This window comes from Chryseobacterium turcicum (genome assembly GCF_021010565.1).
Lineage (GTDB): Bacteria > Bacteroidota > Bacteroidia > Flavobacteriales > Weeksellaceae > Chryseobacterium > Chryseobacterium turcicum.
On record NZ_JAJNAY010000001.1, the window covers coordinates 3,018,039 to 3,036,006 of the forward strand.

Here is a 17,968-nt window from a genome sequence, read left to right on the forward strand (position 1 = left end):
ATTCCAACGGGAATTGAAAAATATATAAACCAGCGGTATTGCATTGAAGTACAGTTGATTTTATTTTTAACAAAAGATTATATTTTCTGTTATGGTTTTGTAACTTTCTAATCAATAGTTTTGTCTCATTAATAAAAACTCAATGACAAAACTTTTATATCCTTTATTTTTATTTTTCACGGTGTTCTATTTCGGGCAGACCCAACTGAAAGTTTTTAATAAAACCGATAAAAAACCTATCAATAATGCAGCGGTTTACTGTGACGACAATTTGTTGGGAAAAACCAATTACGATGGTATTTTATCATTCAAAACAAAGTGCAAAAAGATAGAAATTCTTGCCAGCAATTTTGAAGATGCCTTAGTGGATGTTAAAAAATCGATGGAGGTTGCCATGCTGCCCTTATCTGAAAAACAAAGTAACATCGATAAAATTATCATCACCGATAAAAGTGACCCAAAAGCATTGAGAATTTTAGATGAAATGAATAAAAGAGAGAAAGAAAATTCGCCAAAATCTTTAGATACCTATAACTTTAAATCGTACACCAAGTTTTCGATTGACGTAGACAAAGATTCTATTGATACGTTTAAAAATTTCCTGGCATCGAGGCAAGATTCTCTTTCAAAAGTTGACCACAAAGAATTTAAGCAAAAAGAAAGCGAAAAGAAAGATTCATTAATTAACGAAGATTTTATTAACGCTTCCAGAGAAAGCCAAATGTTCCTCTGGGAAAAGGCTACAGAATACAAATATTCGCAGAAATTTGGCGAGAAAACCAATATTATAGACAATAGAATGTCTGGTTTTAAAAATCCTATTTATGAGGCTTTGGCAATTAACATCTCCAATCTCAACCGAACTCCGCGACAATTAAGACCTGAAAACAGAAAGCTTTTTAATTTCTATATGTCGGATACTTTACAGTTGGACGGCAGAAAAACCTACGTGATTAAATTCAAAGAAATCACTGATAAAAAGAAGCAAAACCCTAGAAAGTTTAACGGTAAAATCTACATCGATTCTGAAACCTATGCCTTGAAAAAGTTTGAAAGTGCCAACAAAAAAAGAAATGAAGGCGACATTATTTCTGTCTGGAAACCTATTGACGGAAAATGGTTTTTAGACTATGAAGACATTAAACTGAAAATGGGTGATCAGACTTTTAACGTTGCTAAGAGAGACAGCGTAAAAACCGACAGTTTAAAAAAAGGCGCATACATCAGCGACAAGCGAAAATACCATCAAAAAATTTTTGGAAATTATCTCTATGTAAAAAACCGTTTCTTTGATTTTCAGATAAACGAAACTCAGAAAGCATCAGAGTTTAAAGGCTATTCACTGGAAATGAAAAACTCAGACGGAAGTCTTCTTAATCAATACAGAACCGATAGTTTGACCGCCAGAGAAAGTGCAACTTACACTCAAATCGACAGTTTCGTACAGAAACATGATTTTGAAAAAAAACTGAGTTTTTTAACCCAACTGATGAGAGGAAATCTGCGCTACAAAATGATAGATTTTGACTTAACAAAGTTTGCCAGCTACGATAAATACCAAGGTGTCCGTTTAGGAGCGGGTCTAAAACTCAACGAAAAATTCAGCAAAACATTTTCTCCGGATGGATATTTCGGATATGGATTTAAAGACCACACCTGGAAATATGGTTTGGGCTTAGATATGAAATTATCTTCTACAAGAACCTCTGTTTTCCGTATCGATTATGTGGATGATGTCTTTGCCGCAGGAAGATTCAGTAATAATATGTGGGATATGATGATGAAAGTAAATGACTTAAATTTAGATTTGCATAATGCTAATTTTTATAAAAATCAAAAATGGGGAGCGTCGTTTTTATATGATATCTCAAATTCATTAAGCATGAAAATTGCGGTAAACAAAGAGAAACAAGAAGCTCTTTTTGATTATCAGTATAAAAATTTAGGAAACCGTTTTGATAATGTAAGTACAACTCTATCTTTAAAATTCTCACCCAACGATAAAAATATCATGACCCCAAGCGGAAAATATACCTACGAGAAAGGCTTTCCTCAAGTTTACATGAATGTTGAAAAAGGTATTGACCAGTTAGGCGGAGATTTAGATTATTATAAAGCAGATGCATTGATTATACATCAGTTCAGATCAAAATTAGGGTACACCAATGTTAAACTTTTTGGTGGGATTTCATCAGGCATCGCTCCGATTTGGAAAAACTTTGAAATCGCCGGCCAGAACGATAAAAATCCTGATCATTGGTATTCTAACATCAACACGCCAAATAACTTAGCGTTTACGACAATGCCTTCAGGAACATTCTTTGCCGATAAGTTTATTGCATTTAAAGTTTCTCAATATTTACCGTTTAGATTCAAGACTTTTGGTTCGAGATACTCAAACATCGAGCTAGAATATCAATCTGCCATTGGAGATTTTAAAAACAGAAGCGACCATCAGTTTGATTTTCAGGTTCTCGATCACTACTACCAGGAAGTTGGCGTAATCTGGAATAGATTTTTAGGAAGAAACTTCGGGGTAGGCTTCTCTTACCGATTAGGATATTACCAAACTTCCCAATTCAAAGATAATTTTGGAGTAAAACTAAGATTTAATCTTTTAAATTAACAAAAACAGAATTGTCTTAAACAAAGCTAAAAAATAGTTAACCGTCATTTGCTTTTAAAGTAGATGGCGTTTTTTTTGAAAATAATTTGAAATTTTCTTAGAATATCTATCACAGAATTATTTGTATAATAAAAACATTAGAGTTTATCAGGAGCTATTTCCGGCTCTCCGCTGTATCTTTTTCATGACACCCTCAGCTTTTCCCTTTCGTCAAGAAAAAGGATGTCGCTGCTATCCGGGCTAGGAAACCAAGCATAAAATAAAGATTCAGATTAATAGAATATTTTATTCAAGATATAAATATGCCTCTGATGAATTTCGGATCAATGCCAAAACCTGGGGACTAGGCAAAAAGTTTTGATAATCTGAATAGGAAAAATACTTTATCTCTTACGCCTCGAAGTTGTAACCTGAAGTTTTTTATTTTAGCATTGAAAGATTCTGCTGAAGCATTTGTGCTTCGCTGGTTAAAATAATTGAGAATGCCGTTGTAGTTATGCATAATAGTTTTTGTTAAGGTATTAAAGGATTTAAATCCTGATTCTTCCACTTCTCTAAACCAATGGACTAACTTTAACATAGCGACAGATTTTTGAATGTTCTGATTATAAATTTTCCTGAGCCCATCTGATAAATTGTACGCCTTTTCTAAATCGGGATACTCCTTAAATAGGATTTTTGCTCTTTGTTTTTGTGATAAAGTCCACTTTTCTCTAGTTTTATAAAGCAGGTATCTGCTTCTTGCTAAAAGTTGCTTTCGGGTGTCATCGTTTTCAAAAACTTTAATTATAGGTTTTCGCTTCTTTTGTTTCGCTTCCGTGAGCAAGTTATTTTCTTGCTCAATGGCCTGCCAGCGATGCTTAATCCTTATTTCCTGAAGGGCTTCTGTGGCGAGTTTCTGAACATGGAAGCGATCGATAACCGGTGTTGCATTAGGAAAACATTTCTCTTTGGAGAATATTCCCCGTTTTCGTGTCTGTCCACCTTCTTCGTTTGATGTGGAGTTTTACGGTTTTTCCACGAAGCGGAAAATCATCCACCGTAATTTCTTCTAAAAAACCTTTGGAATACAAGGTTAAAGAAGAAAACTCTTTTGGAATCCTACTTTTCTCTTCGAAATAAAGATGTAAAATTTTGTTTTCTTCTTCAAAATTTATAATATCGAAGTGCTCGATTAAATATTCTGGTAATAATAATTTGAGTAGCCCGGCATCGTTAATCATACCCCAAAATTAAGTATTTTTATTTTTCTCCCCAGGTTTTGGCATTGAGCCTGAATTTCTTGAGAAAATATAATGAAATAAATGTAATGTGTATAATAGTGTCGCTCCTCCGGAGCTCTGAGGCGTTCAGTTGTTATTATCTGCTACAAAGGTTACGCTCCGAAGGAGCGCCACAATTAACAATTAACAATTAACAATTAACAATTAACAATTAACAATTAACAAAATTACCTATTTCTTGAGTTTAAAGCAAAAAAAAGTCTCATACAAATTCATGTATGAGACTTTAAAAAAAACTGGCGGCGACCTACTCTCCCGCTTTCGCAGTACCATCGGCGCTGGTGGGCTTAACTTCTGTGTTCGGAATGGGAACAGGTGAGCCCCACCGCTAAAACCACCCTAAAGGTTGTATATAAGAGGTTAGATTTTAGTAGTTAGAGATTAGTAAAAAACTAACTTCTAATATCTAGTTTCTAACTTCTGGTTTTATCGATAAGAATATTCACAAAGAGAGAACCTTTAATTGCGCAATTAAGCAGTTGCCAATTAGGCTATAAATCTACGGGTAATTAGTACTACTCGGCTATGCTGTTACCAACTTTACACCTATAGCCTATCAACGTGGTCATCTCCCACGACCCTTAAAAGATGTCTCATCTTGAGGCGAGTTTCGCACTTATATGCTTTCAGTGCTTATCTCTTCCAAACGTAGCTACTCAGCGGTGCTCCTGGCGGAACAACTGATACACCAGAGGTTTGTTCAATTCGGTCCTCTCGTACTAGAATCAAGCCCTCTCAAACATCTAACGCCCGCAATAGATAGAGACCGAACTGTCTCACGACGTTCTGAACCCAGCTCGCGTGCCACTTTAATGGGCGAACAGCCCAACCCTTGGGACCTTCTCCAGCCCCAGGATGTGACGAGCCGACATCGAGGTGCCGAACCTCCCCGTCGATGTGAGCTCTTGGGGGAGACTAGCCTGTTATCCCCGGAGTACCTTTTATCCTATGAGCGATGGCCCTTCCATACGGAACCACCGGATCACTATGTCCTGCTTTCGCACCTGATCGACTTGTAGGTCTCACAGTCAAGCACCCTTATGCCATTACACTCTACGCACGGTTACCAAGCGTGCTGAGGGTACCTTTGAAAGCCTCCGTTACTCTTTTGGAGGCGACCACCCCAGTCAAACTACCCACCACGCAGTGTCCTTCTAAAAGAAGTTAGGCTCCAAGTAAGTAAAGGGTGGTATTTCAACGTTGACTCCACAAACACTAGCGTGCCTGCTTCAAAGTCTCCCACCTATCCTACACATTACTTACTCAAAGTCAATACGAAGTTATAGTAAAGGTTCACAGGGTCTTTTCGTCCCATTGCGGGTACTCGGCATCTTCACCGAGACTACAATTTCACAGAGCTCATGGTTGAGACAGTGCCCAGATCGTTACACCATTCGTGCAGGTCGGAACTTACCCGACAAGGAATTTCGCTACCTTAGGACCGTTATAGTTACGGCCGCCGTTTACTGGGGCTTCAGTTAAACGCTTCGCATTGCTGCTAACGCCCTTCCTTAACCTTCCAGCACCGGGCAGGTGTCAGACCCTATACTGCATCTTTCGATTTTGCAGAGTCCTGTGTTTTTGATAAACAGTCGCCTGGGCCTTTTTACTGCGGCCACCATTGCTGATGGCGTCTCTTCTCCCGAAGTTACGAGACTATTTTGCCTAGTTCCTTAACCATGATTCACTCTAGCACCTTAGGATTCTCTCCTCGACTACCTGTGTCGGTTTATGGTACGGGTTGCTTCACTTCGGCTTTTCTTGGAAGCACTTTCCCTACAACAACTTCGCCCGAAGGCTAGGTCTTGACTATTCCGTCAGTCTCCAGTAAGTACGGCACTCCGTCCCCTTTTTAGTGTGAGCAAGTATGGGAATATTAACCCATTGTCCATCCACTACCCCTTTCGGGTTCGCGTTAGGTCCCGACTAACCCTCAGCTGATTAGCATGGCTGAGGAAACCTTAGTCTTTCGGTGAGCGGGTTTCTCGCCCGCTTTATCGTTACTTATGCCTACATTTTCTTTTCTGTCCGCTCCACCAAGCCTCACGACTCAGCTTCTGTGCAAACAGAATGCTCCCCTACCAGATACAACTCAAGGTTGTAAATCCATAGCTTCGGTACTCTATTTATGCCCGATTATTATCCATGCCGGACCGCTCGACTAGTGAGCTGTTACGCACTCTTTAAATGAATGGCTGCTTCCAAGCCAACATCCTAGCTGTCAATGCAGTCCAACCGCGTTGCTTCAACTTAATAGAGATTTGGGGACCTTAGCTGTTGGTCTGGGTTCTTTCCCTCTCGGACACGGACCTTAGCACCCGCGCCCTCACTGCCGTGGAACATTTATTAGCATTCGGAGTTTGTCAGGAATTGGTAGGATTTGACTCCCCCGCATCCAATCAGTAGCTCTACCTCTAATAAACTTATACACGACGCTGCACCTAAATGCATTTCGGGGAGTACGAGCTATCTCCCAGTTTGATTGGCCTTTCACCCCTACCCACAGGTCATCCGAAGACTTTTCAACGTCAACCGGTTCGGTCCTCCACTTTGTGTTACCAAAGCTTCAACCTGCCCATGGGTAGATCACAAGGTTTCGCGTCTAATACTACTAACTAAGCGCCCTATTCAGACTCGCTTTCGCTCCGGCTCCGGACCTGAAGTCCTTAACCTCGCTAGTAACATTAACTCGTAGGCTCATTATGCAAAAGGCACGCCGTCACCCAACTTGTGGGCTCCGACCGCTTGTAGGCGTACGGTTTCAGGTTCTATTTCACCCTTCTATTCGAAGTGCTTTTCACCTTTCCTTCACAGTACTTGTTCACTATCGGTCTTTCAGGAGTATTTAGCCTTGGAGGATGGTCCCCCCATATTCAAACAGGATTTCACGTGTCCCGCCCTACTCATTTATCACTTAAATATGCCTTTCATATACGGGGCTATCACCCTCTATGGCTGTTCTTTCCAGAACATTCTATTAAACATATAAAAGCTTTTGGGCTAATCCGCGTTCGCTCGCCACTACTTACGGAATCTCTTCGATTTCTTTTCCTCAGGGTACTTAGATGTTTCAGTTCTCCTGGTTTGCTCTCCTTGCGGAGTGACTGGTCTTCAACCAGACGGGTTGCCCCATTCGGACATCTGCGGATCAATTCGTGTGTGCCAATCCCCGCAGCTTTTCGCAGCTTACCACGTCCTTCGTCGCCTCTGAAAGCCTAGGCATCCGCCATACGCCCTTAACGATTTCTTTCCTAATTATTAATTAGTTCAGTATTTTTGCTTTAGCATTGCTGCTAAAATATTTTTGTAAACTCAAACGCTTAATTGCGCTCGGTTTTCTCTTTGTGATATTTTTACCGTTAATGTCAATGATCTTTATGCTATTTCTGATCTAATTCGCAAAATATTGTTTTTGGCTCTATTTGCTTCTTAAAATTAAACCATAAATCATGTTATATTACTATAACAATGTGGAGAATAAGGGAGTCGAACCCTTGACCTCCTGCGTGCAAGGCAGGCGCTCTAGCCAGCTGAGCTAATTCCCCGCTAGTTTAGATGTTAGTAGTTAGAAGTTAGAGATTAGTAAAAAACTAACTTCTAATTTCTAGATTCTAACCTCTATTTAAATTAGTAGTCTCGGGCAGGCTCGAACTGCCGACCTCTACATTATCAGTGTAGCGCTCTAACCAGCTGAGCTACGAGACTTTGTTATGAGTAATGGGTGATGAGTAATAAGTAATATTTGCATATCTCTTTTTTCTCTTCTTCATACTCAATCTCTCTTCCCTAATACTAATTTCTAGTGGGTTTTGTATTTCTTATATATATTATAAGTAATAAATAATTGGTAATGAGTAATTAATACAAGCTGTTACACTTGGCTCTTTTTACTTTAACCTTTTTACTTATACTTATATATCAACCAAATAAAAACTAAAGCTTCTCTTTAAGTAAGTGCATGGACACATTGTGTCCTTATTTTTTATCGTCCGAAGACGCTCTAAAATGAGATGTTCCAGCCGCACCTTCCGGTACGGCTACCTTGTTACGACTTAGCCCTAGTTACTTGTTTTACCCTAGGCAGCTCCTGTTACGGTCACCGACTTCAGGTACCCCAAACTTCCATGGCTTGACGGGCGGTGTGTACAAGGCCCGGGAACGTATTCACCGCATCATGGCTGATATGCGATTACTAGCGATTCCAGCTTCATAGAGTCGAGTTGCAGACTCCAATCCGAACTGAGACCAGCTTTCGAGATTCGCATCCAGTCGCCTGGTAGCTGCCCTCTGTACTGGCCATTGTATTACGTGTGTGGCCCAAGGCGTAAGGGCCGTGATGATTTGACGTCATCCCCACCTTCCTCTCTACTTGCGTAGGCAGTCTCACTAGAGTCCCCAACTTAATGATGGCAACTAGTGACAGGGGTTGCGCTCGTTGCAGGACTTAACCTAACACCTCACGGCACGAGCTGACGACAACCATGCAGCACCTTGAAAAATGTCTTGCGAAAAGTCTATTTCTAAACCGGTCATTTCCCATTTAAGCCTTGGTAAGGTTCCTCGCGTATCATCGAATTAAACCACATAATCCACCGCTTGTGCGGGCCCCCGTCAATTCCTTTGAGTTTCATTCTTGCGAACGTACTCCCCAGGTGGCTAACTTATCACTTTCGCTTAGTCTCTGAATCCGAAGACCCAAAAACGAGTTAGCATCGTTTACGGCGTGGACTACCAGGGTATCTAATCCTGTTCGCTCCCCACGCTTTCGTCCATCAGCGTCAGTTAAAACATAGTGACCTGCCTTCGCAATTGGTGTTCTAAGTAATATCTATGCATTTCACCGCTACACTACTTATTCCAGCCACTTCTACTTTACTCAAGACCTGCAGTATCAATGGCAGTTTCATAGTTAAGCTATGAGATTTCACCACTGACTTACAGATCCGCCTACGGACCCTTTAAACCCAATAAATCCGGATAACGCTTGCACCCTCCGTATTACCGCGGCTGCTGGCACGGAGTTAGCCGGTGCTTATTCGTATAGTACCTTCAGCTTTCCACACGTGGAAAGGTTTATCCCTATACAAAAGAAGTTTACAACCCATAGGGCCGTCGTCCTTCACGCGGGATGGCTGGATCAGGCTCTCACCCATTGTCCAATATTCCTCACTGCTGCCTCCCGTAGGAGTCTGGTCCGTGTCTCAGTACCAGTGTGGGGGATCACCCTCTCAGGCCCCCTAAAGATCACTGACTTGGTAGGCCGTTACCCTACCAACTATCTAATCTTGCGCGTGCCCATCTCTATCCACCGGAGTTTTCAATAATAATTGATGCCAATCATTATATTATGGGGTATTAATCTTCCTTTCGAAAGGCTATCCCCCTGATAAAGGTAGGTTGCACACGTGTTCCGCACCCGTACGCCGCTCTCTCTGTCCCGAAAGACAAATACCGCTCGGCTTGCATGTGTTAGGCCTCCCGCTAGCGTTCATCCTGAGCCAGGATCAAACTCTCCATTGTATGTTTGTCTGACTCACTCAAAGTTAATTGACGCTTTAGTTTTTCCTTACTTGGTTGTATATTATTTTTCAATGATCTCTTCTCTCTCGCTTTTTACGATACCTACATTTTCTGTCGTTTTCAGTATCGATTTGCGTGTGCAAAAGTAAAAAATTATTACTAACTGACCAAATGTTTTTTGAAGAAATTTTAAAGTTTTTTGATGACCCTAAATCCTTCTATCAACACCTAATCTATCTACTCCTGCGCTTCCCGTTTTACCGGACTGCGAAGATACTAATCTTTTTAATTCTCACAATCTTTATCGCTAAAAATTTTAAAGAGTTTTTTTTGATTTTATATCTTAAAGTGGATATTAGTTTTTTCTTTTTAAACTATATAAATAGTGGCTTCTGCGCTACTGAATCTCTTTCGTTTTTCAGTGGGGCAAAAGTAGTACTTTTTATAAACACAATCCTAATTTATTTAACATTATGTTTAATTTCAATTCATATTGAAGCTTAAACAACTGACTGGTTGGATGAATAATTTAGTTGGTGGGTTGGAGTCCCTCTTACGAAGCTCATTATATAATCATATCGTTGGGATACAAAGATGGCGATTCTACGAAGCGCTCAATTGTGATAATTGTTTATCTACACAGATAGCACTCCTATGGAGTGATGGATAGAGATTGGAGGTTTAGGTTTAGGTTTAGGTTTAGGTTTAGGTTTAGGTTTAGGAAAAATAACGTTTTATGGAGGGTTGAAACGGAAAACCAGTCCGTCAAAAAATCTTTGATTTTTTAACACCCCTCCCTGGGAGGGGAATGTAATACCATTCTGTTGTTGTAGTTGTTCTTGCTTTTGCGCCTCTTGTTGTTGGCGGGGCGTAAGGCTGATGGAAAAATGGAGGGTGGTTCTCGAGATTTTGGAAAATCAAATGGGAACACTAAAACTTCTTTATTACATAGTATCTCCTAGGTACTATCTTAAAAAGCAAATTTGTTTTAATAAATTTTATACTTTTGTAACACAGAGAGGAAACATACTGTGATATTTCACTGGAGGTTTACCTTGTGTAGTCTCAATTCGTTGGGACTACTTTTTTGCTTTTTTCAAAAGCAGACAGAGAGGAAATCACCTGCTCCTTTTCTTGGATGTTTTTTTCATAATCAGCATTATATTCTTCCTTTTTTTTCCATAAATGATAAATCATAACCAAAAGTTTTTTTTGTACAGCAACATAACTTTTCATTTTTATTCCGTGCTTTTCGTAAGTTCTGTCGAATAAATCTTTGTACTTTTTCACGCCACATTGTATCACCACAAGACAGGGCATGTGTAAAACTCTTCTTATTCTCGAGTTGCCTTTCTTTGATATTCTCGTTTTTCCGATACGCGTTCCGGACTGCGCTTCTACAACATCATAACCCGCGTAAGAAACCAACTGTTTGTAGTTTTTGAATAATTCAAAACATTAGTTTCTGCCAAAACTGTCGCTAAAGTCAATATCCCTAATCCTTTTATTTTTAATAATTCAGCGAATCTTGACGAAATTGTATCATCTGATTTTAAATGCTTTTTAATCGCATTGATGAGTTCTTTGCTTTGAGTTTCAAATAATGCAATGGTTTGTCTCAACTGACCCATCACTTCATCCGAGTGATGCATCGCAAAACCTAAAGCATCAAGCTGATTTTTTAAAACTGTTTTCAACTCCACAACGTTTTGATGCTGTCTTGTCAGTAATCTCAACTGATAAAAAAAAGAACCCATAGGTTGCTATACCTCCAAACACTGCTCTGCTCCCATTTGTGATAATCCTTTTGCATCTATCGAATCATTTTTTGATTTTAAGCCAAGAGCTTCCAAATATTTCTTGGCTTTGTTGGGCAAAATAATGGATACCGAAAAACCTTTCTCAAATAAATAATAAGCACAGTTCTCGTGATAAATCCCCGTAGCTTCCATACAAACCACCAAAGGAAGAGTTTCTTGCTGATGATTCAATATCCAATGCTCCAAATCTTCAAAACCTTTCTTGGTATTGAGGATGACGCAACTGGATTTAAACCTCACTTTCTGCTTTTCATCAATAATACTGAGGCAGGCATTGATTTTCTTGCTGGAAACATCAAGGCCTACTGAATACTTTAAATTCATCGCTTTACCATTTTGTGATAAACAAAAAACTGCAATGATCTTGGCTCATTGTTTATGCAGCATCTTTGGACAAAACCAAGTGCTTAAGTACTATTGAGACTTTAATGCAATTAACAATTAAAACCAGGTGGATTAGCCTAAGGTGTACAATATCATCTAAAATGTATCTCGCCCCGATAGAATTTTGCAACCTGGTTTTGTTTATCTATTAATACTATTTCAAAGATATGGAGTTTATACATTTGTATAAAACAAAGATATGAGCCCCGATGGGAACGGCATCCTTTTTTTTTGCATGGGGAAAGCTTTGGCAAAAAAAAGATATAGTGGACAGCGGGATTAAGCTCCTAAAAAAACATCCTATTATATATAGAAGCATTGCGAGTACAATACAAAGACTCTATATCAGAATTATATCATTGATTTTTCTGATATTTTTTGATTTAAAATAAGTTAACTCCAAAAATTTTCTTAGAACAAGAAATATCAGTAATTTTGAACCGAGCATAATGGTATGAAAGAGAAGCTGAGTTTAATTTTTTTATGGATGTTTATTTTTGGTTTTTCACAATCAAAAATCACTGTATTTAATGAAGCTGATAAAACTCCTATTGCCAATGCAAGCGTTTCGTGTAACGGCAAACTTTTAGGTAAAACTGATGCTGCGGGCTTTTTGGAATTTAAGACTAAATGTAAAAACGTTCAAATTGAAGCATTAGGCTTTTATAAAGAAAGCTCTTTTCTAGAAGGCATCACAGAAATTTCACTTACCCCAACTTCATCTAAAACTTTTGCGATAGAAACGGTAATTCTTGAAGATAAAAGTGACCCGAGAGCTTTGGAAATCCTTAGAAAAGTAGATAAATACTTTAAAAATAACTCCCCGGAAAGCCTTGATTCTTATGCCTACAAATCTTACGAGAAGGTTTCATTAGATATCGACCAGGATAGTATTTCAGCATTTAATAATGTATTCACTAACAATTTAGGTTTATTCAAAAACAATAAAAAAGAAGATTCTTTACAGGATATTTCTGCCAGAAAGATTTTTGCGAATAGTAAATTGTTTCTTTGGGAAAGAGCTCAGGAGTTTTTGTACTCTAAAAAATATGGTGAAAAAATCAATATTCTCGACAACAGAATTTCCGGACTGAAACAGCCTATCTACGAAATGATTGCGCTGCAAAGCAACAGAAATAAAATACCCAATCAGATAAAACAGGAAAACCGAGGTTTGTATCGCTTTTTTCTTACCGACAGTATTGAAATTGATGGAAGGCAGACTTATGTCATTCGCTTTCGGGAAGTCAATTATAAAAAACCGATGAAAAAGAGAAAATTCAGCGGCTCTATTTATATTGACACTCAAACTTATGGTATCAAAAAAATTGAAAGCATCAGTAAAGAGAAAAACGAAGGAAATATCACGAGTATCTGGACTTTTTTTAACAATAAGTGGTTTCTATCTGAAGAGAGTGTAAAGCTTCGCATGAGCAGAATGATGATGGGACAAGACAATGAAAATCCCGAAAAAGAGAAAGAAAAAAAGAGGAGCTTCGGAACATACGCCTATCTTAATTCGAAATATTTCAATTACGTCTCTCCTATTGAGGAAGATGCCAAAGATTTCAAAGGCTATACATTCTCGGTGAAAAATACCAGTGGAAATACGCTTCATCTTTATCGCCCAGAACCTTTATCTGAAAGAGAAAGCCATACTTATAAGACTATTGACAGTTTGGGAAAAGTTTATAAAATCGACCGAACTGCCAGAATTTTAACCGGTTTAATTAACGGGCAGGTTCGTGTAGGAAGTTTTGATTTTGACATTGGTGAAATCGTCAATTATAACTTGTATGAAGGTTTCAGGCTTGGTTTAAAGGGAAAATTAAATGAAAATTTTAATCCTTATTTCTCTCCGGATTATTATTTCGCTTATGGTTTGAGTGATGACAAATTCAAATACGGAATTGGAGTTGATATGAAAACGACCCTTGAAAAAAACTCTTATTTTAGGCTGGAATATTATGATGATGTAAATTCTTCAGGTGAATTTTACCGCCGACTTTGGAGCTTCAGAATGCGGATGATGAATTATGGAAACAACATCAATAACAACAAATATTACCGTTACGAAGGTGCATCTTTATCTTACTTAAATGATGTAACCAACGGTTTGACATTGGCTTTTGCGACAAGAAGAAATACTGAAGAAGCTTTATTTGACTATGATTTTAGGGGAAAAGGAGGTTCTTTTGAGAATTTCAATACGTTGGTCACTTTAAAATATTCTCCAAACTCAACCAATATTATGACTCCGCAGGGAAAATCTTTGATTGATCAGAAATATCCCGAGCTTTATTTTAATTATGAGCAAAGTGTGAAAGTTTTTGGTGGAGATTTTAATTACACCCGTTTTGATGCTTTATTTGTTCACAATTTCAAAACAAGATTAGGAAATACAGGAGTTCGTTTATACGGAGGTTTTCTTTTGGGTGAAGCACCTATTTGGAAAAATTTCACTACAAACGGGTTGGCTTCTCCAAGTAGAGACATCAATTTTAACCTTACATCCTATCTCGGTTTTGCTACATTGGAGGGCGGAAAATATTACAACGATAAATTTATTGCATATTATTTCACTCATAAATTACCGTTCTATTTTAAAAGCATCGGTCAGAATGTAACAAGTTTTGATTTTGTGCTTCGTGGGACCATTGGTGATATGAAACATCCCGAATATCATGATTACAGATTCGAAAAACTAGATCATTTGTATCAGGAAGTTGGTTTGGAATGGAATAATTTTTTATCTTCCTATTTCAATCTCGGATTATTTTACCGAGTAGGATATTACACGACAACCAATTTTAAACAGAATTTTGCAATACAATTTAAGTTAAAACTTTTGGAGTTTTAAAATAAGTAATGAGTATTAAGTAATCAATAATTTTAGTAAAATGAAAAAAATAGAAATAAAAGCAGAGCAGTTTTTTGAATTATTAAGACTGAAAGATACTTCGATGTGGTCTCTTTTCTCTCAAATGATAGACGGCGAAGAAAAAGAAATCATCTTTTTAGATAACGACGAAAAGATTCTTTTCAATTACATCCTTCCCTCAAAACCCGAAAAATTGGAAGAAGACCGTAAGGAATTTTCTAAAGAGTTTTCGGATAAATTATCGAACCTTAATTAGGTTGGAGGGTTTTAGCGTCGGAGAGTTTTAGTATGGAAGTTAACTTATAAATTAGTGCTACATTTCTAAAACTCTCCCACACTCCCACTCTCAAACGCGACCACTCTCCCACTCCATCAATGTTTTCTTAGCTTCTAAAACATCATGTACACGAAGAATTTTCGCACCCTGTTTTAAAATCTGTAAATGCAATTTCTGGGTTTCTTCATTGATGTCTAATGGAGATTTTCCTAAAGGTTTGTAAATAAAAGATTTTCTTGAAATCCCGATCAGTACAGGATATTTTCCAAATCCGAGAAACTGGGTTTCATTAATCATTTTCATTTGATCTTCAACACTTTTTCCAAATCCAAAACCGGGATCTAGAATAATATCTTTGATTCCTTTTTGCAATAATTCGTTTGTTTTTTTTGCAAAATACTGATTAACATTCAACGTAATATCATCAAAATTTACTTTATCATGCATCGTTTCGTAAGAAGGATTGACGTGCATTAAAATATATGGAAGTTTAGTCTCAGCGACCATATCAAACATTTTTTCATCAAATTGTCCGCCTGAAATATCATTCACTAGATCAATTCCTTCATTAAAACCAAACTTTACTGTTTCAGCATAGAAAGTATCTAATGAAACTAAAGCTTCAGGAAACTCTTTTTTAATTTCATTAATCACGTTTCCGATTCTTCTGATTTCTTCATCACTACTCAAAAATTCGGCATTGGGCCTCGTAGATTGCGGGCCAATATCTATCATTTCGCCTCCATCCTTCAATATTTTTTCTGCCTGTTGTAAAGCTGACTTTTCATTATTAAACTTTCCACCGTCCGAGAAAGAATCGGGAGTAAGATTCAGAATACCCATGATTTTTGGTGAATTTAAATCGACTAATCTTCCGTTACAGTTTAATGAATGATAATTGATTATTGATAGATGATTTTTCATAGGACAAAAATACTTACTTCTTGCTTGAAAGCTACAATTTATAGCTAAAAAACTAATATCTGATTCCTGCTACCTAAAACCTAATTTGTATCTTTGAAAGATTAAGAAAATTTATGTCAAAAACTTCAGAACAGTTCGGAAAAGTAATTAGTGAATGTCGTGATCTTTTCAGTAAAAAAATGAAAGATTACGGTGCAGCTTGGAGGGTTTTGCGCCCAAGCTCGATTACCGATCAAATATATATTAAAGTCAACAGAATCCGTACGTTACAGATGACGGATGTGAAGATGATTGACGAAAGCGAGGAAGGAGAATTTATCGCTATCGTTAATTATTCAATTATCGGATTGATTCAGCTGGAGAAAGGCCTTTCGAATGATTTTAATGAAAACCCTGAAGACATTCTAAATCTTTACGACAAATATGCTGCAGCCGCTCAAGCGTTAATGGAAAAGAAAAATCACGATTACGGCGAAGCGTGGAGAGATATGAGAATATCTTCTATCACCGATTTAATTTACCAGAAAGTTTTGAGAACCAAACAAATTGAAGACAATCAGGGAAGAACAATTGTTTCTGAAGGTTTGGATGCTAATTATTTTGACATGCTGAATTACGCAGTTTTCTGTCTGATTAAATTTTCTGAACAAACAATTCCAAACGAACCAAAAAACTAAATTAATATGATCAAAGGTTTATTACGTTTCATTATTGCCATCATTTTTATCGCATCAGGTTTTGTAAAAGCGGTTGATTTGGTAGGTTTTTCCTTTAAAATGGAAGAATATTTTTCGCCATCGGTATTCAATATGCCATTTTTGGAGAAATTTGCCCTGCTTTTTTCAATTATTGTAGTCGTTCTTGAACTATTTTTAGGCTTTTTATTATTACTAAAATTAAAACTGAAATTCACGCTTTCTGCATTGATTGCACTTTGTGTTTTCTTTGGATTTTTAACGTTTTATTCAGCTTATTTTAATGTAGTAACCGACTGTGGATGTTTTGGAGATGCCATTAAATTTACCCCTTGGGAAAGCTTTGTGAAAGACGTTGTTCTTTTGGTTGGGTTGATTATTCTTTTTGTTTTATACAGAAAAGAATTTAAGAAAACTGATGATTATGGAGCTGAGAATAAACCTGAAAATAATAAATTGAAGTCAATCCTTTTTGGACTTTTCTGCGGAATTATGATTTTCATAATGGCTCAAGGAATTATGAACGAACCGATTATTGATTTCCGTGATTATAAAATCGGGACTGATCTGAAAGCCGAAAAAGATAAAATCAACAAAAACCCTTCTGAATACAAGACAGTCTACTCGATGAAAAATTCTAAAACTGGAGAAGTTTTAAAAGTAAATCAGGACGACTATGTAAACCAGACAAAGTATTGGGAAGAAGGTACCCCATGGAAAATTGAAGAAGGTAAAAACGAATCTCAACTGATTAAAGAAGGTTATAAATCTGAAATCGTAAAATTCAAAATTGAAGATCCTACAGGAAATGATTTAACCGAAGAAATCATCAATGCGCCAAAAGCAATTCTCGTTTTCTCATACCATCCAAAAGAGGTTTCTCCTGAATTGCTTAAAAATGTAGAAGCAAAAGTAAATGCTCAAAAAGGAGTTGTAACTTATGGTGTTTCTACCGAACAAAATACTTTTAAAACCATTAAAAACGCAATGATGGACGGTACAGCAATAAAAACAATTGCAAGAAGCAATTCTTTTGTACTGGTTTTAGAAAAAGGAAAAATTGTTGACAAACAACCTGCAAAAAACTATATTGACTGATAAATAAAATTAGTCAATTGTGAATGGTTAATTATCAATTATTAGCCTTGAAAATATGAAATACTGAATATTAAACTTTAAATATAAAAACAATGCATAAATCAAATAAATCTATCGCCGGTTATCACTTATTAATGATTCTTTCGTCTGTTGACGGAGAATTTGCTCCTGAAGAAGGAATGTTGGTACAACAATATCTGGCTGACGAATTTCCTTTTACTATTAATCTAGATGACGAATTGGAAACCATCGCATTGCTAAAACCTGAAGAATGGAAGGCTCATTTTGAGTTTCATGGACGTTGTTTCCTGGATGATTCTACGGAAGAAGAGCGTTTAAATTTCATCAAGTTTGCTAAAACATTGATTAAAGCTGATGACATTGTGACTGATGAAGAACACACGTTCTATGTTCTTTTGAAGAATCTTTGGAACATAAAGTAACGTCACGTCAATACTGA

General features: G+C 37.3%; 12 protein-coding genes, 2 tRNA genes and 3 rRNA genes. 6 read left to right on the top strand and 11 right to left on the bottom strand.

What is annotated here, in order from left to right; all coding sequences use genetic code 11:
* The first annotated feature begins 142 nt into the window (after positions 1 to 142).
* Complete coding sequence (locus LO744_RS13725; protein WP_230670140.1) at positions 143 to 2,626, top strand: hypothetical protein; 2,484 nt, start codon at positions 143 to 145, stop codon at positions 2,624 to 2,626.
* 343 nt (positions 2,627 to 2,969) lie between these two features.
* Here LO744_RS13725 and LO744_RS13730 read toward each other — a convergent pair whose 3' ends face one another.
* The 10 genes from LO744_RS13730 to LO744_RS13775 all read right to left on the bottom strand — a co-directional run bounded on the left by LO744_RS13730 (position 2,970) and on the right by LO744_RS13775 (position 11,573).
* Entirely contained in the window at positions 2,970 to 3,587 is a 618-nt protein-coding gene (locus tag LO744_RS13730) for an ISAon1 family transposase (RefSeq protein ID WP_317207266.1), read from the bottom strand.
* On the bottom strand, positions 3,559 to 3,849 hold the full coding sequence (locus tag LO744_RS13735) for an ISAon1 family transposase N-terminal region protein (RefSeq protein ID WP_230670142.1): 291 nt from the start codon (positions 3,847 to 3,849) through the stop codon (positions 3,559 to 3,561). The genes LO744_RS13730 and LO744_RS13735 overlap by 29 nt, the downstream gene beginning before the upstream one ends.
* Before the next feature lie 294 nt (positions 3,850 to 4,143).
* Positions 4,144 to 4,251, bottom strand: a 5S ribosomal RNA gene (gene rrf / locus LO744_RS13740).
* Positions 4,252 to 4,398: 147 nt separating this feature from the next.
* Positions 4,399 to 7,159: ribosomal RNA gene (locus tag LO744_RS13745) — 23S ribosomal RNA — on the bottom strand.
* A 221-nt stretch (positions 7,160 to 7,380) separates the two neighbouring features.
* Positions 7,381 to 7,454 (bottom strand) — tRNA-Ala (locus LO744_RS13750).
* 86 nt (positions 7,455 to 7,540) lie between these two features.
* A tRNA-Ile gene (locus tag LO744_RS13755) sits at positions 7,541 to 7,614 on the bottom strand.
* Between the two features lie 298 nt (positions 7,615 to 7,912).
* Positions 7,913 to 9,429: ribosomal RNA gene (locus LO744_RS13760) — 16S ribosomal RNA — on the bottom strand.
* Together the 16S, 23S and 5S rRNA genes with 2 tRNA genes alongside form the textbook arrangement of a ribosomal RNA operon.
* Before the next feature lie 1,065 nt (positions 9,430 to 10,494).
* The gene (locus LO744_RS13765; RefSeq protein ID WP_230667909.1) at positions 10,495 to 10,857 is read right to left on the bottom strand and encodes a transposase; all 363 of its coding nucleotides are present in this window, start codon (positions 10,855 to 10,857) and stop codon (positions 10,495 to 10,497) included.
* Positions 10,827 to 11,186, bottom strand: a complete 360-nt coding sequence (locus LO744_RS13770) for a hypothetical protein (RefSeq protein WP_230667906.1) — start codon at positions 11,184 to 11,186, stop codon at positions 10,827 to 10,829. Before LO744_RS13770 ends, LO744_RS13765 begins: the two co-directional genes overlap by 31 nt.
* Positions 11,187 to 11,192: 6 nt before the next feature.
* Positions 11,193 to 11,573 carry an IS110 family transposase gene (locus tag LO744_RS13775; protein WP_230667904.1) on the bottom strand — a complete coding sequence of 127 codons (381 nt, stop codon included), beginning with the start codon at positions 11,571 to 11,573 and terminating at the stop codon, positions 11,193 to 11,195.
* 547 nt (positions 11,574 to 12,120) lie between these two features.
* On the opposite strand from LO744_RS13775, the gene LO744_RS13780 reads away from it, so the two are divergent.
* Positions 12,121 to 14,493 carry a hypothetical protein gene (locus LO744_RS13780; protein WP_230670144.1) on the top strand — a complete coding sequence of 791 codons (2,373 nt, stop codon included), beginning with the start codon at positions 12,121 to 12,123 and terminating at the stop codon, positions 14,491 to 14,493.
* A 40-nt stretch (positions 14,494 to 14,533) separates the two neighbouring features.
* Entirely contained in the window at positions 14,534 to 14,770 is a 237-nt protein-coding gene (locus LO744_RS13785) for a hypothetical protein (RefSeq protein ID WP_230670146.1), read from the top strand.
* Positions 14,771 to 14,860: 90 nt separating this feature from the next.
* Here LO744_RS13785 and folP read toward each other — a convergent pair whose 3' ends face one another.
* Positions 14,861 to 15,715, bottom strand: a complete 855-nt coding sequence (gene folP / locus LO744_RS13790; protein ID WP_230670148.1) for a dihydropteroate synthase — start codon at positions 15,713 to 15,715, stop codon at positions 14,861 to 14,863.
* A gap of 113 nt (positions 15,716 to 15,828) precedes the next feature.
* On the opposite strand from folP, the gene LO744_RS13795 reads away from it, so the two are divergent.
* The 3 genes from LO744_RS13795 (at position 15,829) to LO744_RS13805 (ending at position 17,951) form a co-directional block, all read left to right on the top strand.
* Positions 15,829 to 16,392 (top strand): DUF1599 domain-containing protein, encoded by a 564-nt coding sequence (locus tag LO744_RS13795; protein ID WP_230670150.1) that lies wholly within the window; start codon positions 15,829 to 15,831, stop codon positions 16,390 to 16,392.
* A gap of 6 nt (positions 16,393 to 16,398) precedes the next feature.
* Positions 16,399 to 17,508 carry a BT_3928 family protein gene (locus LO744_RS13800; protein ID WP_230670152.1) on the top strand — a complete coding sequence of 370 codons (1,110 nt, stop codon included), beginning with the start codon at positions 16,399 to 16,401 and terminating at the stop codon, positions 17,506 to 17,508.
* 92 nt (positions 17,509 to 17,600) lie between these two features.
* On the top strand, positions 17,601 to 17,951 hold the full coding sequence (locus tag LO744_RS13805; protein ID WP_230670154.1) for a TerB family tellurite resistance protein: 351 nt from the start codon (positions 17,601 to 17,603) through the stop codon (positions 17,949 to 17,951).
* The last annotated feature ends 17 nt before the right edge of the window (positions 17,952 to 17,968 follow it).